The following is a 22,361-nucleotide window of genomic DNA, read 5'->3' on the forward strand; positions in this document are numbered from 1 at the left end:
TTTCTTCTAGTTAAGCAAGTTTTCAGCTGGGATTCCACGCATTTCAGAAACACTTTCAGCTGTTTTTAGATTCTTTAATCCATCGATTGTAGCACGGATAACGTTGATTGGTGTATTTCTTCCAAGTGATTTACTTGTAATATCACCAACACCAGCTAATTCTAATACGGCACGAACTGAACCACCAGCGGCAATTCCTGAACCTTCGATAGCAGGTTTAAGTAGGATGTTACCAGCACCATATTTACCGATAATTTCATGCGGAATAGTTGAACCAACCATTGGTACTTCGATTAGGTTCTTCTTAGCATCTTCAACCGCTTTACGAATAGCTTCAGGAACTTCTTGAGCTTTACCAGTTCCGAAACCTACGTGACCATTTTTATCACCAACAATTACAATTGCAGCGAAACGTAGACGACGTCCACCTTTAACAACTTTTGTAACACGGTTGATAGAAACAACGCGATCTTCTAATTCGAATTGATTTGGATCGATATAAGTCATATGTTTGGTTTCCTCCTTTTAGAATTTTAGTCCGTTTTCACGAGCTGCTTCGGCAAGACTTTGTACACGACCATGATAAATGTATCCACCACGATCAAAGACTACGTCTTCAACTTTTGCTGCTTTGGCTCTTTGGGCAACTAATGCACCAACAGCCGCTGCTTGTTCAACTTTTGAACTGTCTTTAACTTCTTTATCAAGAGTTGAGGCACTTGCTAGCGTTACACCCTTTACGTCATCAATTACTTGAGCGTAAATGTTTTTATTAGAACGGAATACGTTTAAGCGTGGGCGCTCAGCAGTACCAGAGATTTTTCCACGTACACGTCTTTGACGTTTTTGACGTGCTTTGTTCTTGTCTGGTTTTGTGATCACAATTTTCACCTCATAAATTTTTTACTTTAATTATTTACCAGTTTTACCTTCTTTACGACGTACATATTCGTCAACATAACGAATACCTTTACCTTTATAAGGTTCTGGTGGACGTACATCGCGGATAACAGCAGCAAATTGACCAACAAGTTGCTTACTGATTCCTGAGATAGTTAATTCTGTAGTTGATGGAGCTTCGATTGATACACCTTCTGGTGCGTCCATGTCAACAGGGTGTGAGTAACCAACGTTAAGTGTTAGAGTGTTACCTTTAACTTGTGCACGGTAACCAACACCACGTAGTTCAAGTTTCTTTTCGAAACCTTCTGTTACACCAACAACCATGTTATTTAAGTTAGCACGCATTGTTCCGTGCATAGCTTTGTCATTGTCACTTTCACGTTCAAATTTAGCTTCGTTACCTTCGATAACTAACTTAATCTTATCGCTAAAAGTTCTTGTTAATTCACCCTTTGGGCCTTTAACAGTAATATCGTTATCTTTTTGTGTAATTTCTACTCCTGCTGGAATTTCAATCACTTTATAACCAATACGACTCATTTGTGCACCTCCTTATTCTTTTAAATTAATTACCAGATGTATGCTAGTACTTCGCCACCTACGTGTTGAGCACGAGCTTCTTTGTCTGTAATTACACCTTTTGAAGTTGATAGAAGAGCGATACCTAATCCATTAAGAACCTTAGGTACATTGTCAGAGTCAACATAGCTACGTAGACCTGGTTTTGAAATACGTTTCAAACCAGAAATAACACGTTGTTGATCTCTTCCGTACTTCATGTAAATACGGATTACGCCTTGTTTGTTATCTTCAATAACTTCGTAATCTTTGATAAATCCTTCGTTCTTTAAGATTTCTGAAATGCTTTTTTTCATGTTTGATGCAGGCACTTCTAGAGAATCATGTCTTACCATATTTGCATTACGAATACGTGTTAAGTAATCTGCAATAGGATCAGTCATTACCATTTATTTTACCTCCTTAAAGTTGTTATATTTTACCAACTAGCTTTCTTCATGCCAGGGATTTGACCTTTGTGAGCCAATTCGCGAAGGCAAACACGGCAAAGTTTGAACTTACGATATACAGAATGTGGACGACCACAACGTTCGCATCTTGTGTATTCTTGTGATGAGAATTTTGCTGGTCTATGATTCCGTACTACTTGTGATGTCTTAGCCAATGAATTGTCCTCCTAATTTATTTTGTAAATGGCATTCCGAATTGTGACAATAGTTCACGAGATTCTTCATCTGTGTTTGCTGTTGTAACAATAACGATATCCAAGCCACGAATTTTGTTTACTTTATCGTAATCAATTTCTGGGAAAACCAATTGTTCTTTGATACCTAATGTATAGTTACCACGTCCATCAAATGAGCGAGTACCAACACCACGGAAATCACGAACACGAGGCAATGCAACATTGATTAGTTTGTCAAGAAAATCATACATACGGTCACCACGTAGGGTAACTTTAGCACCGATTGACATTCCTTCACGAAGTCTAAATCCAGCGATTGATTTCTTAGCTTTTGTAATTAATGGTTTTTGACCAGAAATTAGTCCTAATTCTTCAACGGCTTCGTCTAAATTCTTTGAGTTAGAAATAGCATCACCAACACCCATGTTTAGAACGATTTTTTCGATCTTAGGTGTTTGCATAACTGATGTATAGTTGAATTTTTCTACCAATGCTGGTGTGATTTCATCTACATATCTTGTTTTTAGTGCGTTAACCATTTAGTTTTCTCCTTTCACTATTTATCTTCTGTTTCTTTAGTTGCAGCTTTTGCTGAACCTTTAACTACTTTTACATTTGTTGCTGAAATTGGCATTTCAACATCAATGATTCCGCCTTGAGGCTGTGTGTTACTTGGCTTTGAGTGTTTTTTAACGATATTCATACCCGCAACAATAACTTGGTTTGTACTTGGCATAGCTTTTTTAACTAAACCTTGTTTACCCTTGTCATCACCGGCTAGGATTTGAACATTGTCTCCAGTTTTTACGAACACTATTCAGCACCTCCTGATTTGTTAGGTTTTATAGTACTTCTGGTGCTAGAGATACGATCTTCATAAAATCACTATCACGTAGCTCACGAGCAACTGGTCCAAAGATACGAGTTCCTCTAGGTGTTTTATCAGCATTGATAATTACCGCAGCATTTTCGTCAAATCTGATGTATGAACCATCTGGACGATGTGCTCCTGAAACTGTTCTTACGATAACAGCTTTTACAACATCACCTTTTTTAACAACGCCACCGGGTGTTGCTTGTTTGACAGTAGCAACGATAATGTCACCGATATTAGCTGTCTTGCGACCTGAACCACCAAGAACTTTAATTGTTAGAATTTCACGAGCTCCAGAGTTATCTGCAACTTTTAAACGACTTTCTTGTTGAATCACTTGTTGGTCCTCCTCTCATCGATAATTAATTTTTAGATAATAACTGCTTTTTCGACGATTTCTAATAAACGGAAGCGCTTTGTCTTAGACAAAGGTCGAGTTTCCATGATACGGACAATATCGCCAATCTTAGCTTCGTTGTTAGTATCTTGAACGTAGTACTTTTTAGAATATCTTACACGTTTTCCATAAACTGGGTGTTTCTTATATGTCTCAACAACTACTACAATTGTTTGATCCATTTTATCTGAAACAACACGGCCTTGATATACTTTACGACGGTTACGAGTTTCTTCGCTCAACTTGATATCTCCCTTCACGTTTATTATTTTTCGTTATTCATTTGAATTTGAACTGTTTTTAATCTTGCGATGTTCTTACGAACTGTTCTTAGGCGAGCAGTATTTTCCAATTGGCCAGTAGCTTGTTGGAAACGTAAGTTAAACAATTCTTCTTTATATGTATTAACTTTGTCTTGTAGTTCAGTAGCAGTTAGCTTTGTCATTTCATTAGCCTTCATTATCGCCACCTACCTCACGTTTAACAATTTTTGTTTTAACTGGTAACTTGTGTGCTGCAAGTCTTAGTGCTTCACGAGCGACTTCTTCAGGAACACCAGCTACTTCAAACATTACTTTTTCGCGTTTAACTGGGGCTACCCAACCTGCAGGAGCACCTTTACCGTTACCCATACGAACACCTACACCTTTTGCAGTGTATGATTTATGAGGGAAGATTTTAATCCAAACCTTACCACCACGCTTCATGTAACGAGTCATAGCAACACGAGCTGCTTCGATTTGTCTATTTGAGATCCAGCTTGATGTTGTTGCTTTCAAACCAAATTCTCCAAAATCAACATTCTTTCCACCTTTAGCTTCTCCGCGCATCTTTCCACGGAATTCACGACGGTGTTTTACACGTTTTGGTACTAGCATAGATTATTCTCCTTTCCCTTCAGTTTTAGCATCATTTGCAACTGGTTTAGCAGGTAGAACTTCTCCACGATAAATCCATGTTTTAACACCGATATTACCGTAAGTTGTAACTGCTTCAACCCATGCATAATCGATATCTGCTCTAAGAGTGTGCAAAGGAACAGTTCCTTCTGTATGCCATTCTTTACGAGCCATATCTGCACCGTTTAGACGACCAGATAGTTGAACTTTAACACCTTTAGCACCAGCTCTTCTTGAACGAGTAACTGCTTGGCGTTGTGCACGTCTAAAAGCAATACGAGCTTCTAGTTGACGAGCAATACTTTCACCTACTAGTTTTGCATCTAAATCAGGTTTCTTAATTTCAATAATGTTAATATGAATATTTCTATTAACAAGTTTATTCAGTTCATTACGTAATTTTTCAACTTCAGAACCACCTTTACCGATAACCAATCCAGGTTTTGCGGTATGAATTGAAACTGTAACGTTCTTTGCAGTACGTTCAATTTCGATTCTTGATACAGAAGCACTTGAAAGTTTGTCTTCAATATACTTACGGATCTTAAGGTCTTCATGTAAAAATGTTGAAAAATCTTTTTCTGCGTACCATTTTGAATCCCAATCGCGGATAACTCCGACACGGAATCCAATTGGATTAATTTTTTGACCCACTCAAATTACCTCCAATACTTATTTTTCTTTTACTACTACTGTAATATGACTAGTTCTTTTGTTAATTGGTGATGCTGAACCCTTAGCACGAGGACGGAAACGTTTTAGAGTTGGTCCTTCGTCTACGAAAGCTTCACTAACGTATAGGTTTTGAGCATCTAAATCAAAGTTATGTTCTGCGTTTGCAATAGCAGATTTAAGAGCTTTGGCAACAATTGGAGAGCCTGCTCTAGGTGTGAATTGCAAAATTGCAAGTGCTTCGGCTGCATTTCTGCCTCTGACTAAGTCAATGACCATACGAGCCTTGCGAGGTGCAATACGAACATTTTTTACAACTGCAGTTGCTGATGTAATTTGTTCTGCCATAATTTAGTCTCCCTTCTTATTACTTAGTTTTCTTATCGTCTCCGCCATGACCACGGAAAGTACGTGTTGGTACGAATTCGCCCAACTTGTGTCCAACCATATCTTCTTGAATATAAACTGGAACATGTTTACGTCCGTCATGAACAGCGATTGTATATCCTACGAATGTAGGGAAGATTGTTGAACGTCTTGACCAAGTTTTGATAACTGATTTATTTTCAGTATCTGCTTGTGCTTCAATCTTTTTTAGAAGATGTGCGTCAGCAAATGGTCCCTTTTTTAAACTACGACTCATCTTATGTTCTCCTTCTTATTATTTTTAATAAATAATTACTTACCTTTTCTGTGACGAACGATAAGTTTTTCAGATTTGGCATGTGATGAACGAGTCTTCTTACCAAGAGTTTTCTTACCCCATGGAGACATTGGTGATGGGTGTCCGATAGGAGCTTTACCTTCACCACCACCGTGTGGGTGATCGTTAGGGTTCATAACTGATCCACGAACTGTAGGTCTAATACCTAACCAACGTTTACGTCCAGCTTTACCAATCTTGATTAGATCATGTTGTTCATTACCGATAGCACCAACAGTAGCACGACATGTTGAAAGAATCATACGTACTTCACCTGATGGAAGACGTAGCAATGAATACTTACCGTCTCTACCAAGTAGTTGAATTGATGTACCAGCAGAACGTCCAAGTTGTCCACCTTTACCAGGTTTCATTTCAACATTATGGATAACTGTACCAACTGGAATGTTTTCTAGTGGTAATGCATTACCAGGTTTGATATCTGCACCAACACCTGATTCAACAGTTTGTCCTACTTCTAGACCTTTAGGTGCTAGGATGTATGCTTTAACACCATCAGTATAGTGTAGCAATGCAATATTTGCTGTACGATTTGGATCGTATTCAATAGCTTTAACTAAAGCTTTAACACCATCTTTATTACGTTTAAAATCGATTACACGATATTTTTGTTTGTGACCACCACCACGGTGACGAACAGTAATATGACCGTATGAGTTACGACCAGCTGTATGGCTTTGTGATTCTAATAATGTTTTTTCAGGAGTAGTTTTTGTAATCTCTGAAAAATCAGAACCTGTCATATTACGACGACCATTTGTGGTTGGTTTATACTTGATAATCGCCATTTATGTGATCCTCCTTAATTTATTCTTCGTCGAAAATCTTAATTTCGTCTGAATCTTCTGTAAGAGTAATAATTGCTTTACGGCGTTTGTTAGTTAATCCAACATAACGACCAACACGTTTCTTCTTACCAGCAATATTCATGATATTTACTTTTTTAACTTGAACACCGAATACTTCTTCAATTGCTTGTCTTACAAGCACTTTGTTGGCATCAACAGCAACTTCGAAAGTATATTTCTTGTCTGCCATTGCGTCCATTGAACTTTCAGTGATTACAGGGCGAATAATTACGTCTCTTGCGTTCATTATCCAAGTACCTCCTCAATCTTAGAAAGTGCTGCTTGAGTTACAACAAGTGTTTTTGCATTGATAACATCTAGTGGATTAACACCTTCTGGTGAGATCACTTGAACGTTTTCAATATTTCTTGCTGATAAAGCAACGTTATCATTTCCATCTTCTATAACTACAAGTACTTTTTTACCAACACCTACTTTTTCAAGAAGTTGTTTGAATGATTTTGTACTTGGTTTGTCGTAAGAAATTGAATCAATAACAACTAGGTTATTATCAGCTGCTTTTTGTGAAAGAACTGACTTCAATGCTAAACGACTAACTTTCTTTGGAATGTGGTATGCGTATGATCTTGGTGTAGGACCAAATACCACTCCACCACCAACCCATTGTGGTGATCTGATAGAACCTTGACGAGCACGACCTGTACCCTTTTGACGCCATGGTTTTCTACCACCACCACGAACAGCTGAACGGTTCTTAACTGCATGTGTTCCTTGACGTAATGCTGCACGTTGCATGATAACTGCATCTGTAACAACACTGTTATTTGGTTCAATACCAAAAACTGCGTCATTTACTTCAACTTCAGCGCCTTTAGCACCGCTGTCTTTGTAAGCTGTGACTTTAGTCATAACTAATGTCCTCCCTTCCTATTTTTCTTTTTTAACTTTAATTGTTGATTGAATTTTAACTAGTGACTTGTTTGCACCAGGCACATTACCCTTGATCATAATAGCATTGCGTTCTGCATCAACTTTTACAACTGTAAGGTTTTGTGTAGTAATACGATCGTTACCCATACGTCCAGGTAATGCTTTACCTTTGAATACACGGTTGATAACAGCACCCATTGAACCGGGTCTTCTGTGATATCTTGAACCGTGAGTTTCAGGTCCACGTGATTGACCATGTCTCTTAATGTTACCTTGGAAACCATGTCCCTTACTTGTTCCTGTTACATCTACGATGTCGCCTTCGTTAAAGATATCTACTTTAACTTCGCCACCCATTTCGTAGTCTCCCATTTCTACATCGCGGAACTCGCGAATGTAGTGCTTAGGAGTTGTATTTGCTTTCTCAGCATGACCTTTGGCAGGTTTGTTTGTTAGAACTTCACGACGGTCTTCCAAACCAAGTTGTACGGCTTCGTAACCATCATTTTCAACTGTTTTCAGTTGCATAACAACATTAGGTGTTACTTCAACAACTGTTACGGGAACTAGTTCGCCGTTGTCAGTGAAAATTTGTGTCATTCCGACTTTTTTACCAAGAATTCCTTTTCTGGCCATGTTTGCACCTCCAATAATTTTTTTAAATATTTATTTATTACAATTTAATTTCGATGTCCACACCAGATGGTAGATCTAACTTCATCAATGAATCAACTGTCTTAGGTGATGGATCAACGATGTCGATAAGTCTCTTATGTGTACGCATTTCGAATTGTTCTCTAGAATCTTTATGCTTATGTGGTGAACTCAACACTGTATATAGTGAACGTTCTGTTGGCAATGGAATTGGACCTGAAATTTTTGCTCCAGTTCTCTTTGCTGTTTCCACAATCTTGTCAGCTGATTGATCTAAGATACGATGTTCGTAAGCTTTCAAGCGAATGCGAATTTTTTGACTTGCCATGGGGTTACCTCCTTTTTGTCTCTTTCAAGATGACCGGCTCAATGAAAATATCCGTCACGCTCTGCCGTGGCAAAGCGGCCGGGCGTGTCGCAACCTCTCATTTCGTTGCCGTCGGTATTATTTTAATACCAAAAGCGCGTACTTCTCCCTGAGAAATAACACTCCTATCATATTACCCGAATTCAGCTTTCATATCAAGGCTTTTTTATACTTTTATCTATTATAATTTTGAAAGCAAAAAAACAGACAACTCTTTAAAGTTGTCTGTTTTAATTCAAAAATTAATCTTCAACTGGCTTTCCACCATTTTTAGCAATAATTTCTTCTTGAATACCCTTAGGTACTTTTTCGTAGTGATCAAATGTCATTGTAAATGTACCACGTCCTTGTGTTGCTGAACGAAGTGTTGTTGCATATCCAAACATTTCTGATAGAGGAACATATGCGTTAACAACTTGTGCATTACCACGAGCTTCCATTCCATCAACACGTCCACGACGAGCATTGATTTGTCCCATAACATCACCAAGGTAATCTTCTGGAGCAACAACTTCAACCTTCATGATAGGTTCAAGAATAACAGCACCAGCACTCTTAGCGGCATTACGTAGAGACATTGAAGCAGCAATCTTAAAGGCTGATTCATTAGAATCGACATCATGGTATGAACCATCATATAGTTTTGCCTTAACATCAATCAATGGATATCCAGCAAGAACACCATTTTCCATTGCTTCTTCTAGTCCTTGTTCAACTGAAGGAATGTATTCACGAGGAACTACACCACCGACGATAGCGTCTTCGAATTCGAATCCTTTACCCTCTTCATTAGGAGTAAATTCAACCCAAACGTCACCATATTGACCTTTACCACCAGATTGACGAACGAACTTACCTTGAGCTTGTGTTGACTTAGTGAATGTTTCACGGTAAGCAACTTGTGGTTCACCAACTTTAGCTGAAACTTTAAATTCACGTTTCATACGGTCAACCATGATATCCAAGTGAAGTTCTCCCATTCCTGAGATCAATGTTTCACCTGTTTCAGGGTTTGTTTCTGCTTGGAAAGTAGGATCTTCTTCAGATAGTTTTTGGATAGCTTCATCCATCTTGTTTCTATCTTCTTTAGATTCTGGTTCAACAGAAACTTGGATAACTGGTTCTGGAATATCAAGTGATTCAAGAATAAGTGGGTGATCAGGATCTGTTAGAGAATCACCTGTTGTTGTATTCTTAAGTCCGATAACAGCAGCAATATCACCAGAGAAAACTTCAGGAATTTCATTACGGTGATTAGAGTGCATTTGTAGCAAACGTCCAACACGTTCACGTTTGTCTTTTGTTGAGTTCAATACGTATGAACCTGATTCTAGAACACCTCTATATACACGGATGTATGTTAGACGTCCAACGAATGGATCTGTTGCAATCTTAAATGCTAGACCAGCAAATGGTTTGCTATCGTCCGCTTTGATTTCAATTTCACTATCGTCTTTAGGATCAGTAGCGTTGTAAGGTTTAACATCTAATGGAGATGGTAGGTAATCTACAACGGCATCCATTAACATTTGAACACCTTTGTTTTTGAAGGCTGAACCAGCAAGAACTGGGAAGAACTTCAAATCGATTGTTGATTGACGAATAGCAGCTTTGATTTCATCATTGCTTACTTCTTCACCATCAAGATATTTATCCATGATTGCATCATCAACTTCAGCAAGTGCTTCAATAAGTTCTACACGCTTAGCTTGAGCTTCTTCACGGTATTCTTCTGGAACATCAACTGTATCCCATTTTGAACCTAATTCGTCTTCATCGTAAATATCAGCTTTCATTTCGATAAGGTCAATAACACCTTCGAAATTGTCTTCTGCACCAATAGGCATTTGGATAGCATGGGCGTTAGCTTGTAGACGATCGTGTAATGTACTTACAGAGAAGTCAAAGTCAGCACCAATTTTATCCATCTTGTTTACGAATACGATACGAGGAACTGAGTATGTTGTAGCTTGACGCCAAACATTTTCAGTTTGTGGTTCAACACCTGATTGTGCATCAAGAACTGTGATAGCACCATCAAGAACACGAAGTGAACGTTCAACTTCAATAGTGAAATCCACGTGTCCTGGTGTATCAATAATATTGATACGGTGATCTTTCCATTCAGCTGTTGTAGCAGCTGATGTGATTGTAATACCACGTTCTTGTTCTTGTTCCATCCAGTCCATTTGTGAAGCACCATCATGTGTTTCACCGATTTTGTGGATTTTACCAGTATAGTACAAGATACGTTCTGTAGTTGTTGTTTTACCAGCATCAATATGAGCCATGATACCGATATTACGAGTTTCTTCTAATGGAAATTCACGTTTGTTAGCCATTAAAAATGTTCTCCTTTGATTTTTCTATCTATTGATTACCAGCGATAGTGAGCGAAAGCACGGTTGGCATCAGCCATCTTATGTGTATCTTCACGTTTCTTAACAGCTGCACCAGTGTTTTGAGCAGCTTCCATGATTTCGTTAGCTAGTCTTTGATCCATTGTGTGTTCACCACGCATACGTGAGTAACTTACGATCCAACGTAAACCTAGTGTTGTACGACGATCTGGACGAACTTCGATAGGAATTTGGTAGTTAGAACCACCGATACGGCGAGCTTTAACTTCAAGAACAGGCATAACGTTGTTCATTGCTTCTTCAAAGACTTCAATAGGTTCGTTTCCTGTTTGTTCTCTAATAATGTCAAAGGCACTATATAGAATTGTTGAGGCAGTACCTCTTTTACCGTCATACATTAAGTGGTTAATTAGACGAGTAACGATTTTTGAGTTGTAAATTGGATCAGGCAAAACTTCGCGTTTTGGAGCTGGACCTTTTCTAGGCATATTTATTTCCTCCGTAGATATTGTGACTATATGTCATGTTTATTTTATATATTAATTTATTAAGATTATTTAGGTCTCTTTGTACCATATTTTGAACGGCTCTTCATACGGCCATCAACACCGGCTGTATCTAAAGCACCACGGACAACGTGATAACGAACACCGGGTAGATCTTTTACACGACCACCACGAACAAGAACAACACTATGTTCTTGTAGATTATGTCCTTCACCAGGAATATATGCAGTAACTTCGATAAGGTTTGACAATCTAACACGGGCATACTTACGTAGGGCAGAGTTAGGTTTCTTAGGTGTCATAGTACCAACACGAGTAGCAACACCACGTTTTTGAGGTGCTGGATTGTTAGTTGTTTCTTTCTTCATACTGTTGTATCCAAAGTTCAAGGCAGGAGCATTTGATTTTGATGTCAAGCTCTTACGACCTTTACGAACTAATTGATTAATTGTAGGCATTCAAGGTTCCTCCTGATTATTTAAGTACACACATCCAGGTGGTTCATTTTTTCGGAAAAATAATAAACCACTAAATGTGGTGTACACATTGGCTTGTATTTAATAACAAATAATCTTGCTGCTAATAAAAGCACGTCCTTAAGCATATCATCCTAAAAATCTATTGTCAATCAAGTTTCCAACAATTCCGATAGGAAATTTTTGTCCATTGATTATCGTAATATAAATTAGGAGGTACTTTATTTATATGATACTTTTTTTATTTTATGTGATTATCTTTTTTCTTGGTGCATGCTGTGCTTCTTTTTTAGCTGTCATCGCACAAGATTTTCCAAATGTAAATTTAACTCGTCGCTCATCTTGCTCTAATTGTAATAAAAATTTGTCAATATTAGATTTAATTCCCGTTTTCAGCTATCTATTTCTATTGGGGAAATGTTCAAAATGTAAAGTAAGAATTCCATATAACACTATTATAGGTGAAATATTTAGTGGTGTATTCCTTTTTATTATATTTTACAAACACATGGATACTTTGATGTACATCCCTATTCTTCTAACACTTATTTTGCTATCTTATTCTGACTTTTTCTACAAACACATCTACACAATTTACTATTTAGGATTTATTCCAGCATTATTTTCAAATAATCATAAATATATGTTGGATTGTATTTTGGTTTATATTTTTCTTCTATTGTTCAGTATTATATCTAATGGCTTAGGTCTGGGAGATGTAGAATTGTGTGCAATATTAACTTTATTCTTTGGATACAGAATTTGTTTATTCATTTTATTAATTAGTTGTGTTTTGTGTATACTAATTTTTTTGACAAATAAAAAAAGATCATTTGGATTTATCCCCTATATAACACTGGCAAGCGGAATCATCCTAATAATCTTTATTTAAGTACTCCAATAATATTCAACCAATCAACAGATAAATCTACCCATTTAGCTACGTGAGTATTTCCGTAATTACCTGCTTTAACATTAATTGTGGATCTATCTGCTAGAGACATTCCATGTTCTCCAATACCAAATGCATGAACCTCATAAGGTATTGCGTTTTTATCAAGTTCATCCACATAAACAAGAGTATTCTTAGCAGGAACTAAACTATCTGTCATAGTTGTCCACAAATATGTAGGTTTTGAGTTACTATTGATATTTTTTTGAGCTTGATAGAATTTTTCTGTTGGGTCTATTTTTTTTGCCAAATTTTCATCATTAGGCCAACCAAGTCCCATATCAACAACAGGATATGACAACATTATACCTGCTGGTTCTAGTTTAAGTTCTTGATCAAAAATTACTTCACGTAAATTTTTGTCCATCATATATGAATTAAAGTTGGCAACAACGTGACCTCCTGCAGAAAATCCTAACAATACAACCTTAGATACATCAATGTTCTTTTCTTCTGCATGATCATATAACCAGTTTAATGTGACAGCTAATTCTTGCATTGCTAAAGGATATGTAGAATTTTCATCATCGGTCAGTTGATAATTGAATACCAACGAATGCATTCCCTCAGCTGCGTATCGCATAGCTACGGGTTGTGATTCAAAATCTGATAAATAAGTAAATCCACCACCAGGGCATATTATGACCAATGGTTTCTTACTTAAATTAACTTCTTCAAGAGCATCATTATCCGCATCATCCAGCCAATAACCATCTATTTCAAATTGTGTATTTTGATAGTTTAAATCAATTTTTTCTTTCATTTTCGACCACCCCATTTTTAAATTGCATAACCACGTTCAAATAATTCAATATCTCTCCATAAATGAATCTCTGTCCTTTATCATTCGGATGTAAGCTATCATCAGATAAACTACTATCATTACCACCGAAATCAATTTTGTCGTACAGGCTCAAGTGGTTTATATGGAATCCACATGTCATCTTGTGTATAGCTTTTTCATAGTCAATTTGATGAAGTCCAAATGAATTAACTTCTTCAAAAAAATCATTACCTATTTTAGCATGTGATATAAACAAAACATTTTCAGGATTAAGTCGATTTACGCTTTGAAACAATTGATAAAGAGCACCATAAAATGTCTGGTTATTGCTATCTCCATATTTACCTAATGGTTGATCGCGTCCAAAATCATTTACTCCACCATATATTGTTAATAGTTTTGGTGAAACTTGTAATTCATCTAAACGACTTTGGAAAGGATCATATAAATTACCTATAGTAGAACCTGACACACCTAAATTTAGGAATTCATCAAATGAGTAATACTCATTTAAATAGTCCATATATCTTTTAGTTGCATAACTATTACTAGAATCTGTAATACTATCACCCAGAGCAACATATGTACTATTCATCTTCTGAAACAGTTATAGTACCTATTTCATCACCTGCCGATAGTTCTTTTAGTGAATCATTTACAAGCAAATCCATTCCTGGTAAAACTACTATAACTTCAGTACTTTTGCCCATTTCTTTAACTTTTTCAATATCCATCTTCATAATTGGTTGACCAATATTTACTTTAGTATTTTCTTGTATCAGTTGTTCGAAGGGTTTACCTTCTAATTCAACAGTATCAACTCCAAGATGGACCAAAATTTCAGGACCTAAATCGCTTTTTATTGAAATGGCATGTTTAGTTGGAAAAATACTAGTTACTTTACCTTTGACTGGGCTCAAAATCTCTTCACTGCTTGGTAAAACAGCAAATCCCTCACCCATTGCTCCGGATGCAAAAACATTGTCCGAAATATCTTTTAATTCTATATAAGTTCCAGAAACGGGGGAAACTATTGGTAATACTTTTTCTTTCTTCTTCAATAATTTAAGCATATTACTTCCTCCAACAATTAATCTTGGAATAAAACAGCTTCATAAGGTCTTAATTTTAATTCGCCATTTTCCAAAATTGTTTCTTTATAATTTGAAAATTTAACTGTTCCCAAATCATCAATTTTGTATACGATATCTTTATCACTAAAATTAGCAATGACAGATATATGATGACCATTTAACTCTCGTTTGAAATAAAAAATATCAGGGTTATTCTCATCCAATAATTGATAATTTCCATCTATCAAAATTGGCTCATTTCGACGAAATTCTATTAATTTCTTATAAAAACTCAAAACTCCATCTTTTTTTGCTATTTCTGATTCTACAGTTTGAGTATCTTTATTTATTGCTTTCAACCATGGACTTCCTGTAGTAAATCCGTAATTCTTTTGACTGTCCCATTGCATTGGTAATCTTGAATTTTCTCGTGACTTCTGTTGCAAAATTTCAATTGCCTCTTGAACAGAACTACCTTTTTCTACCAATTCATGATATGCATTGATTGATTCTGGATCATTATACTGACTGATATCTGTGAAGTAAGCATTCTTCATGGCTATTTCTTCACCTTGATAAACATATGGAGTACCTTGAAGTCCAAATTCAACTAAAGCCAATAGTTTTGCTGATTCTTCTCGATATTTATTATCATCTAAAAATCTTGAAATTGCTCTAGGCTGGTCATGGTTTCCCCAGAATAATGCGTTCCAGCCACCACCATTTTGCATGCCTATTTGCCAATCAGAAATAACTTTTTTAAGATCAACCAATTTATACCCAGACTTAACCCATTTAGCTCCATTGGGGTAATCAACTTTCACATGGTGAAATGTAAACGCCATAGTTAATTCTTCTCGATCAGGATTTGTGAACTTTATAGCCTCATCAATGGGTGTAGATGATAATTCTCCAACAGTAAGCATCGAATGCTTTCCAAATACTTCCTCATACATTTCATGTATATATTCATGTACATGTGGACCATTGGTATAAAATTTTCTACCATCATCCATTGAAGTTTCTAGAGTATCATCAGGCATCTCTAACGGTTTAGAGATATTGTTTATAACGTCCAATCTAAAACCAGCAATACCTTTGTCAGCCCACCACTTCATCATTTCCATAATTGAGGCTTTCATTTTAGGATTACGCCAATTCAAATCTGGTTGTGTTCGATCATACAAATGTAGGTAGTATTGATTCAATTTTTCATCGTATTCCCAAGCACTACCACCAAACTTAGATTTCCAATTGTTTGGCTCATGACCATCAACTGGATCTTTCCAAATATAATAATCATGATAAGGATTATCTTTTGAGTCACGACTCATCTTAAACCATTCGTGCTGATCAGAAGTATGGTTAACAACCAAATCCATAATAATCTTCATTCCGCGGTTTCGTGTACCATCTAATAATTGTTCAAAATCATCCATCGTACCAAACTCTGGATTTATTTCGTAGTAGTCAGCAATATCATACCCATTGTCACGACCCGGTGATTTATAGACTGGGTTTAGCCATAAAACCTCAGCTCCCAAATCTTTAAGATAGTCTAAACGACTAATTATTCCTTGAATATCTCCTACCCCATCACCATTACTATCTTGAAATGAACGTGGATAAATTTGATAAACAGTTGCTTTTTTCCAATCTTTCACAAGTGTTACCTCACTTTTTGCTACCTGGCAATGTAGGTTGTTTCATAGCTTCTCCAGGTTTCATTGAGTTCTTATATCCCCAAACATATGCAACTACGAAAGCTACAACAGTTGAAGCAATAGATGCTGCTAGATAAATGTAGAAGTTAGTTAAATCTCCAGGTTTGTTTGGATCGATAAATGCTGCAAATCCAATCCATGAACCAGCAAATCCAAAGTTATTTCCATGGAATAAACCTGTTATGAATCCACCAACAGCTGATCCGATCAAACCTGAAATGAATACTCGACGATATTTTAGGTTAACACCATAAATTGCTGGTTCTGTAACTCCACAGAATGCTGAAATTGCTGCACCAAAACCTAATTCTTTTAGATCAGTTTTCTTTGTCTTAATAGCAACAGCTAGAACTGCGGCACCTTGAGAAATCATTGTACTACTAATAATAGCGTTCAAATAACTGTGTCCTGATGTTGCCAAATCGTTAGCAACAAGAGGAATAATTCCCCAGTGAAGTCCGAAAATTACCATTACTTGATATAGTCCTCCGATTAGTAATCCAGAAGCCCATCCACTTGTAAGTAGTAACCATTGTAAGAAAGCAGCAATACCTTTTGAGATATTAACAATTGCTGGACCTGTTACGTACAATGTCACAATACTTGCAATAGCAATAACAATTAGCGGTGTAAATATAATTTGTAAATATCCTGGTAACCAACTCTTTACCCATTTGTTAAGTTCTCTAACCATCCATGCTGCTAAAATCATTGGGAAAATTGAGTAACTGTAGTTAACCATTGGGAAGTTTACACTACCAATAGCACCTAATGATTTACCAGCTAAAGCTACAAGTGTTGGATGAACAAGTACTGCACCAACAACTGCAGTTAATATTGGGTCAGCTTTTAATTTCAAAGCTGCTGTGTAACCAACTAGTACAGGTAGGAAGAAGAAGGTCGCGTCCCCTATTGCATTAAGTAATATATAAGTTGTACTCTTAGTACTTAGTAAACCTCCTAATTGAGGCATAACTAGAATCGCAAGAATACCTTTCAAGATACCACTGGCAGCCAATGGTCCAATCAAAGGACTCATTGATCCGGTCAAAACACCGATAAATGTATTAACACCGGATTTAGTTAGTTGCCAAAGATTTCTCTTACCTTTATTTTCGTTATCAGATGTATCTGTATCAGTTGTTGCACCATCATCACCAGCAAAACCTGCTCCAAGTTTTGCAATTACCGCATCGTATACCGCAGTAACTTGATCACCGATAACAACTTGATATTGTCCTGATGCTTTTTGAACATCGATAACACCATTTAGATTTCTAATCTCATCTGTTTGTGCGATGCTCTCATCTTTCAAATAAAAGCGAAGACGAGTGATACAATGTATCAAACTCTTTATGTTTTCCTTGCCGCCAACTAAAGATATTATGTTGTCTGCAAGTTCAGAATAATCTTTCTTAGCCATATCCGTTCCCTCCAATTAAAGCGTTTTCATTTCAAGACCCAGTGTACTACCTGTACGTATAGGTGTCAAATGTTTTCATTTATTTTTCTATAATATTTAGAAAATAAATTGTTGTATGTTTATATAAATTTGCATAGTATTATATATATGGAGGTGTTGAGCATGGTAGCTACAAATAAATACGAATATGTTACACACGAGTTAGCTAAAAAAATTGCTTCCGGATTTTATCCTCCAGATACTTTTCTTCCTAGTGAGAAATCATTACAAGAAGAATACCAAGTCTCACGAGATACTATCCGTAAGGCATTGAACACCTTACAGGCACAGAGCATGATTTTAAAAATCAATGGTCGCGGTTCCTTGGTACTGGTAAACGATCAATTCTCTGTACCAGTTTCTAAACTAATCAGTTTGAAAGAAAATTTTGAACTTCATGATATTAATTACGAATCTAAAGTTCTTAAACTGGAAGATATGGACTTGCCTACAAATCATTTCAATACCGATTTTCATTTTGAAAAAGTTCCTGTAACCCATGTTGAGCGTTTAAGAATTATCGATGGCAAACCAGCTATAATCGATAATAATTACGTTCTAAAGTCAACGGTTCCAGAAATTCCTATGGAAGTGGCAGAAAATTCACTATTTGAGTATTTTGAAAATACCTTAAAATTGTCCATTGGTTTTGCTGCTAGAACAATGCGTGTAGAAAAAGCTACACCAGAGCAATCAAAGACATTAAAGATACCTGTTAATGAACCCTTAGTTTCTATTAGATCATTAACAAGATTAAAAGATACTAGAGTACTAGAATTAACCGAATCGTTCCATATTGCTAGTCAATTTAAATTCTTTGAATATGCTACAAGAACTTCGCTATAACAAAAAAAGAGCCCACCTTTCGGTGAGCTCTTTTTTTATTACAATGTATTTCCATTATCTGATGATAGTGAACTAGATTCTTCAGCTTTCATTTGAGCTTCAATATCTGAAATTGTAAATGCTCCGTTTAAAGAGTTATCTGCCATAGGACCAGTTTTCTTTGGTTCCATGTGGTTATACTTAGCCATACCTGTACCAGCAGGAATAAGTTTACCAATAATAACATTTTCTTTAAGACCAAGAAGTGGATCAACCTTACCTCTGATAGATGCATCAGTAAGAACACGAGTTGTTTCTTGGAAGGAAGCAGCTGACAAGAAACTATTTGTTTCAAGAGATGCTTTAGTGATACCAAGAAGAACAGGACGTCCTGTAGCAGGAATACCACCCTTGATTAGAGTTTCACGGTTATGATCTGTAAATTGAGAAATATCCATCAATTCACCAGGTAACACATCTGTATCACCAGGATCAAGAATTCTAATCTTTCTAAGCATTTGACGTACCATAACCTCGAAATGCTTATCAGAAATATCAACACCTTGCATACGATAAACTTTTTGAATTTCGCTTAACATATAATTTTCTGTTGTAAGAACATTAGTAATCTTAATCAATTCCTTAGGATCAATTGAACCTTGTGTTAATTTAGCACCACGTTCAATAATATCTCCTTCAGCAACAGCAACACTTGATGTATAAGGAACACTATATGTTCTTGTATCAATGTCACCTTCGACTGTGATTTCTTTTGTATGTTCAGCAGGATTTTCGTTGATGGCAGTAATAGTACCATCTACTTCTGAAATTACAGCAAGACCCTTAGGATTTCTTGCTTCAACAATTTCTTGGATACGAGGAAGTCCTTGAGTGATATCATCACCACCGGCAACCCCACCAGTATGGAAGTTACGCATAGTTAGTTGAGTACCTGGTTCACCGATTGATTGAGCAGCAACAGTACCGACTGCTTCACCAATTTCAACTTCTTCACCAGTAGCCAAGTTACGTCCGTAACACTTGTTACATACACCATGACGTGTATCACATGTAAATGCAGAACGTATTGTAACTTCTTCCACACCAGCATCAACAATTTGTTGTGCCATTGCTTCATCCATCATGACATCGCGAGGAACAATAACCTCTCCTGTCTTAGGATCAAGAACAGATTTCTTAGTATAACGTCCTACAAGACGATCGTATAGAGGTTCAACTAAATCAGTACCATCATAGATTGTCTTAACAAGTAATCCACGGTCAGTACCACAGTCTTCTTCACGAACGATAACATCTTGGGCAACGTCAACAAGACGACGTGTCAAGTAACCTGAGTTAGCTGTCTTAAGGGCAGTATCAGTCATACCTTTACGAGCACCGTGGGTAGACATGAACATTTCCAAGACAGACAAACCTTCACGGAAGTTTGAAATAACTGGAATTTCCATCATACCACCATTAGGCGCAGCCATAAGTCCACGCATACCGGCTAGTTGAGTAAAGTTTGAGATATTACCACGAGCACCTGAATCACTCATCATTGAAATTGGGTTTGTAGAATCAAATGAGTCAATCAATTTTTGTTGAATATCATCTTTTGTATCATTCCAAACTGCAATAACACGTTCATGACGTTCTTGATCAGTGATCAATCCACGACGGAATTGTTTTGAAATTGCTGCAACTTGTTTATGAGCATTTTCAATAATTTCTGGTTTTTCTTCAAGGTTAGGAACATCTGTAACACCAACTGTTAAACCAGAAATTGTACAGATTGTGTATCCTAATTCTTTCATGTCATCAAGAAGTGATGATGTTCTTTGAACTTTGTATACTTTGAATATTTGAGCAATAACATCACTTAAATATCCACTCTTAAGAGGTTCAACTAAATCATTTTCTTCAAGTTTGTCATGAATATTTTCTCCACAATCAAGGAAGAATTTATCAGGAACACCGTTTATTAAGTTGTCATCAGTAGGTTCATTCAAATATGGGAAATCTTCTGGAAGAATCTCATTAAATAGAACTTTACCAACACTAGTTAACATAACTTTATCGCGTTGTTCTGATGTAAATGGTTTCTTAGGCATTGATGAAACTGAAAGTCCAATTCTTGTATGGTAATGTACATCACCATTTAACAATGCAGTATGAACTTCGTTTGCATCCTTGAAAATCTTACCTTCACCGGTCATATTTCTTGTTTCGATTGTTAGGTAGTAGTTACCTAAAACAACGTCTTGAGATGGTGTAACGATAGGCTTACCATCTTTAGGAGCAAGAATATGGTGAGCAGCAAGCATAAGCATTCTTGCTTCAGCTTGTGCTTCATCTGATAGCGGAACGTGAACAGCCATTTGATCTCCATCAAAATCGGCATTGTAAGCTTCACATGCTAATGGATGAAGTCTGATTGACTTACCTTCAACTAGAACTGGTTCGAAAGCTTGAATACCAAGTCTATGCAATGTAGGGGCACGGTTCAATAGAACCGGACGTTCCTTAATTACATATTCTAGTACATCCCAAATGTCATCATCTTGACGATCAATTTTTCTTCTAGCGTTCTTTACGTTTGAAGAAATTTCACGTTTAACAAGTTCATGCATAACAAATGGTTTGAATAATTCAAGTGCCATTTCACGAGGAAGTCCACATTGATAGAACTTCAATGTAGGTCCAACATCAATAACTGAACGACCTGAATAATCAACACGCTTACCAAGTAAGTTTTGACGGAAACGTCCTTGCTTACCTTTAAGCATATGTGAAAGTGATTTAAGTGGACGGTTACCTGGTCCTGTGACCGGACGACCACGACGACCATTATCAATCAAGGCATCTACGGCTTCTTGAAGCATACGTTTTTCATTTTGAACAATGATATTAGGCGCATGTAAATCTAGAAGTCTCTTCAAACGGTTATTACGGTTAATAACACGACGATAAAGATCATTTAGATCAGATGTGGCAAAACGACCACCTTCAAGTTGAACCATCGGACGTAAGTCAGGTGGTATAACAGGAATTGCTTCCATTACCATCCATTCAGGCTTGTTACCTGATTTTTGGAAGGCACTAAGAATATCTAGTCTTCTAATCGCACGAGTACGTTTTTGTCCTTGTGCAGATTTTAGAACTTTACGTAATTCTGTAATTTCAGCATCAATATCTACAAGACTTAATAAGTCACGGATACCTTCAGCACCCATTTCAGCAACGAAATCGTTTCCGAATTCTTCACGTTTGTTACGATATTCTGATTCTGTAAGTAATTGTCCACGTTCTAGATCAGAATTTGCAGGATCAATAACTACGTATGATGCAAAATAAATAACTTCTTCAAGATTTCTTGGAGAAATATCTAGTACAAGACCCATTCTTGATGGGATTCCCTTGAAATACCAGATATGTGTAACTGGTGCTGCTAATTCGATATGTGCCATACGTTCACGACGTACTTTTGAACGAGTAACTTCGACACCACAACGATCACAGACGATGCCCTTATAACGAATACGTTTGTATTTACCACAGGCACATTCCCAGTCTTTAGTAGGTCCGAATATTCTTTCGTCAAACAGACCATCTTTTTCTGGCTTTAAAGTACGGTAATTAATTGTTTCTGGTTTTTTAACTTCACCATAAGACCAACTACGGATCTTATCTGAAGATGCTAAACCAATTTGCATACTTTCAAATTTATTAACGTCTATCAAAAGGTAACCTCCTAAGCTTGATG

The 22,361-nt window shown here is 36.7% G+C and carries 30 protein-coding genes; 2 read left to right on the top strand and 28 right to left on the bottom strand.

The window, feature by feature from the left end; all coding sequences use genetic code 11:
* Window positions 1-6: 6 nt before the first annotated feature.
* The 22 genes from rpsE to rpsL all read right to left on the bottom strand — a co-directional run bounded on the left by rpsE (window position 7) and on the right by rpsL (window position 11,757).
* Window positions 7-507 (bottom strand): 30S ribosomal protein S5, encoded by a 501-nt coding sequence (gene rpsE / locus EKN01_RS05585; RefSeq protein WP_129045341.1) that lies wholly within the window; start codon window positions 505-507, stop codon window positions 7-9.
* Window positions 508-525: 18 nt separating this feature from the next.
* Window positions 526-891, bottom strand: coding sequence for a 50S ribosomal protein L18 (gene rplR, locus EKN01_RS05590; RefSeq protein WP_277750447.1), 366 nt, complete (start codon window positions 889-891; stop codon window positions 526-528).
* A 21-nt stretch (window positions 892-912) separates the two neighbouring features.
* Window positions 913-1,443, bottom strand: a complete 531-nt coding sequence (gene rplF / locus EKN01_RS05595) for a 50S ribosomal protein L6 (protein WP_099975197.1) — start codon at window positions 1,441-1,443, stop codon at window positions 913-915.
* 29 nt (window positions 1,444-1,472) lie between these two features.
* On the bottom strand, window positions 1,473-1,871 hold the full coding sequence (gene rpsH, locus EKN01_RS05600; RefSeq protein ID WP_099975198.1) for a 30S ribosomal protein S8: 399 nt from the start codon (window positions 1,869-1,871) through the stop codon (window positions 1,473-1,475).
* 29 nt (window positions 1,872-1,900) lie between these two features.
* A complete protein-coding gene (locus EKN01_RS05605) occupies window positions 1,901-2,086 on the bottom strand; it encodes a type Z 30S ribosomal protein S14 (protein ID WP_129045342.1) in 186 nt (61 codons plus the stop codon).
* Window positions 2,087-2,103: 17 nt separating this feature from the next.
* Window positions 2,104-2,646, bottom strand: coding sequence for a 50S ribosomal protein L5 (gene rplE, locus EKN01_RS05610; RefSeq protein ID WP_099975200.1), 543 nt, complete (start codon window positions 2,644-2,646; stop codon window positions 2,104-2,106).
* 17 nt (window positions 2,647-2,663) lie between these two features.
* Entirely contained in the window at window positions 2,664-2,921 is a 258-nt protein-coding gene (rplX, locus tag EKN01_RS05615) for a 50S ribosomal protein L24 (RefSeq protein ID WP_099975201.1), read from the bottom strand.
* Between the two features lie 28 nt (window positions 2,922-2,949).
* Window positions 2,950-3,318 carry a 50S ribosomal protein L14 gene (gene rplN, locus EKN01_RS05620; protein WP_099975202.1) on the bottom strand — a complete coding sequence of 123 codons (369 nt, stop codon included), beginning with the start codon at window positions 3,316-3,318 and terminating at the stop codon, window positions 2,950-2,952.
* A 32-nt stretch (window positions 3,319-3,350) separates the two neighbouring features.
* Window positions 3,351-3,620 (bottom strand): 30S ribosomal protein S17, encoded by a 270-nt coding sequence (gene rpsQ, locus EKN01_RS05625; RefSeq protein ID WP_099975203.1) that lies wholly within the window; start codon window positions 3,618-3,620, stop codon window positions 3,351-3,353.
* A gap of 23 nt (window positions 3,621-3,643) precedes the next feature.
* Window positions 3,644-3,838 carry a 50S ribosomal protein L29 gene (rpmC, locus tag EKN01_RS05630; RefSeq protein WP_099975204.1) on the bottom strand — a complete coding sequence of 65 codons (195 nt, stop codon included), beginning with the start codon at window positions 3,836-3,838 and terminating at the stop codon, window positions 3,644-3,646.
* Window positions 3,828-4,256, bottom strand: a complete 429-nt coding sequence (gene rplP / locus EKN01_RS05635) for a 50S ribosomal protein L16 (RefSeq protein ID WP_099975205.1) — start codon at window positions 4,254-4,256, stop codon at window positions 3,828-3,830. The genes rpmC and rplP overlap by 11 nt, the downstream gene beginning before the upstream one ends.
* 3 nt (window positions 4,257-4,259) lie before the next feature.
* Window positions 4,260-4,931, bottom strand: a complete 672-nt coding sequence (gene rpsC, locus EKN01_RS05640; RefSeq protein WP_129045343.1) for a 30S ribosomal protein S3 — start codon at window positions 4,929-4,931, stop codon at window positions 4,260-4,262.
* Between the two features lie 18 nt (window positions 4,932-4,949).
* Window positions 4,950-5,297, bottom strand: a complete 348-nt coding sequence (gene rplV / locus EKN01_RS05645; RefSeq protein ID WP_099975207.1) for a 50S ribosomal protein L22 — start codon at window positions 5,295-5,297, stop codon at window positions 4,950-4,952.
* A 19-nt stretch (window positions 5,298-5,316) separates the two neighbouring features.
* Window positions 5,317-5,592 carry a 30S ribosomal protein S19 gene (gene rpsS / locus EKN01_RS05650; RefSeq protein ID WP_099975208.1) on the bottom strand — a complete coding sequence of 92 codons (276 nt, stop codon included), beginning with the start codon at window positions 5,590-5,592 and terminating at the stop codon, window positions 5,317-5,319.
* A 35-nt stretch (window positions 5,593-5,627) separates the two neighbouring features.
* Window positions 5,628-6,461 carry a 50S ribosomal protein L2 gene (gene rplB / locus EKN01_RS05655; RefSeq protein WP_099975209.1) on the bottom strand — a complete coding sequence of 278 codons (834 nt, stop codon included), beginning with the start codon at window positions 6,459-6,461 and terminating at the stop codon, window positions 5,628-5,630.
* A gap of 19 nt (window positions 6,462-6,480) precedes the next feature.
* Window positions 6,481-6,768: a 50S ribosomal protein L23 gene (gene rplW, locus EKN01_RS05660; RefSeq protein ID WP_099975210.1), complete on the bottom strand. Its 288-nt coding sequence runs from the start codon at window positions 6,766-6,768 to the stop codon at window positions 6,481-6,483.
* Window positions 6,768-7,391, bottom strand: a complete 624-nt coding sequence (gene rplD / locus EKN01_RS05665; protein WP_099975211.1) for a 50S ribosomal protein L4 — start codon at window positions 7,389-7,391, stop codon at window positions 6,768-6,770. The genes rplW and rplD overlap by 1 nt, the downstream gene beginning before the upstream one ends.
* 18 nt (window positions 7,392-7,409) lie before the next feature.
* On the bottom strand, window positions 7,410-8,048 hold the full coding sequence (rplC, locus tag EKN01_RS05670) for a 50S ribosomal protein L3 (RefSeq protein WP_099975212.1): 639 nt from the start codon (window positions 8,046-8,048) through the stop codon (window positions 7,410-7,412).
* Window positions 8,049-8,085: 37 nt separating this feature from the next.
* Window positions 8,086-8,394, bottom strand: coding sequence for a 30S ribosomal protein S10 (rpsJ, locus tag EKN01_RS05675; RefSeq protein WP_099975213.1), 309 nt, complete (start codon window positions 8,392-8,394; stop codon window positions 8,086-8,088).
* Between the two features lie 281 nt (window positions 8,395-8,675).
* Window positions 8,676-10,775, bottom strand: coding sequence for an elongation factor G (fusA, locus tag EKN01_RS05680; protein WP_129045344.1), 2,100 nt, complete (start codon window positions 10,773-10,775; stop codon window positions 8,676-8,678).
* Between the two features lie 35 nt (window positions 10,776-10,810).
* Window positions 10,811-11,281, bottom strand: a complete 471-nt coding sequence (gene rpsG / locus EKN01_RS05685; protein WP_099975215.1) for a 30S ribosomal protein S7 — start codon at window positions 11,279-11,281, stop codon at window positions 10,811-10,813.
* A 65-nt stretch (window positions 11,282-11,346) separates the two neighbouring features.
* On the bottom strand, window positions 11,347-11,757 hold the full coding sequence (gene rpsL, locus EKN01_RS05690) for a 30S ribosomal protein S12 (RefSeq protein WP_099975216.1): 411 nt from the start codon (window positions 11,755-11,757) through the stop codon (window positions 11,347-11,349).
* Window positions 11,758-12,004: 247 nt separating this feature from the next.
* On the opposite strand from rpsL, the gene EKN01_RS08005 reads away from it, so the two are divergent.
* Complete coding sequence (locus tag EKN01_RS08005; RefSeq protein ID WP_129045345.1) at window positions 12,005-12,667, top strand: prepilin peptidase; 663 nt, start codon at window positions 12,005-12,007, stop codon at window positions 12,665-12,667.
* Here EKN01_RS08005 and EKN01_RS05700 read toward each other — a convergent pair.
* From EKN01_RS05700 to EKN01_RS05720, 5 genes are read right to left on the bottom strand one after another with little or no spacing between them, the layout of a single operon-like run.
* Window positions 12,660-13,490: an alpha/beta hydrolase gene (locus EKN01_RS05700; protein WP_164966375.1), complete on the bottom strand. Its 831-nt coding sequence runs from the start codon at window positions 13,488-13,490 to the stop codon at window positions 12,660-12,662. The genes EKN01_RS08005 and EKN01_RS05700 overlap by 8 nt on opposite strands.
* Window positions 13,474-14,106 carry an SGNH/GDSL hydrolase family protein gene (locus tag EKN01_RS05705; protein WP_129045347.1) on the bottom strand — a complete coding sequence of 211 codons (633 nt, stop codon included), beginning with the start codon at window positions 14,104-14,106 and terminating at the stop codon, window positions 13,474-13,476. Before EKN01_RS05705 ends, EKN01_RS05700 begins: the two co-directional genes overlap by 17 nt.
* Complete coding sequence (locus EKN01_RS05710) at window positions 14,099-14,584, bottom strand: PTS sugar transporter subunit IIA (RefSeq protein WP_129045348.1); 486 nt, start codon at window positions 14,582-14,584, stop codon at window positions 14,099-14,101. The genes EKN01_RS05705 and EKN01_RS05710 overlap by 8 nt, the downstream gene beginning before the upstream one ends.
* Window positions 14,585-14,601: 17 nt before the next feature.
* The gene (locus EKN01_RS05715; protein ID WP_129045349.1) at window positions 14,602-16,248 is read right to left on the bottom strand and encodes an alpha,alpha-phosphotrehalase; all 1,647 of its coding nucleotides are present in this window, start codon (window positions 16,246-16,248) and stop codon (window positions 14,602-14,604) included.
* A 10-nt stretch (window positions 16,249-16,258) separates the two neighbouring features.
* Window positions 16,259-17,731, bottom strand: a complete 1,473-nt coding sequence (locus EKN01_RS05720) for a PTS transporter subunit EIIC (RefSeq protein ID WP_129045350.1) — start codon at window positions 17,729-17,731, stop codon at window positions 16,259-16,261.
* Window positions 17,732-17,893: 162 nt separating this feature from the next.
* Here EKN01_RS05720 and treR point away from each other — a divergent pair, with 162 nt between their 5' ends.
* Window positions 17,894-18,616, top strand: coding sequence for a trehalose operon repressor (treR, locus tag EKN01_RS05725; RefSeq protein WP_164966376.1), 723 nt, complete (start codon window positions 17,894-17,896; stop codon window positions 18,614-18,616).
* A 38-nt stretch (window positions 18,617-18,654) separates the two neighbouring features.
* Here the strand turns inward: treR and rpoC are convergent, their stop codons facing one another.
* Window positions 18,655-22,338 (bottom strand): DNA-directed RNA polymerase subunit beta', encoded by a 3,684-nt coding sequence (gene rpoC, locus EKN01_RS05730; protein WP_099975223.1) that lies wholly within the window; start codon window positions 22,336-22,338, stop codon window positions 18,655-18,657.
* Window positions 22,339-22,361 lie beyond the last annotated feature (23 nt).

Origin of the sequence: Companilactobacillus metriopterae (genome assembly GCF_004117915.1) — a bacterium.
GTDB classification, from domain to species: domain Bacteria; phylum Bacillota; class Bacilli; order Lactobacillales; family Lactobacillaceae; genus Companilactobacillus; species Companilactobacillus metriopterae.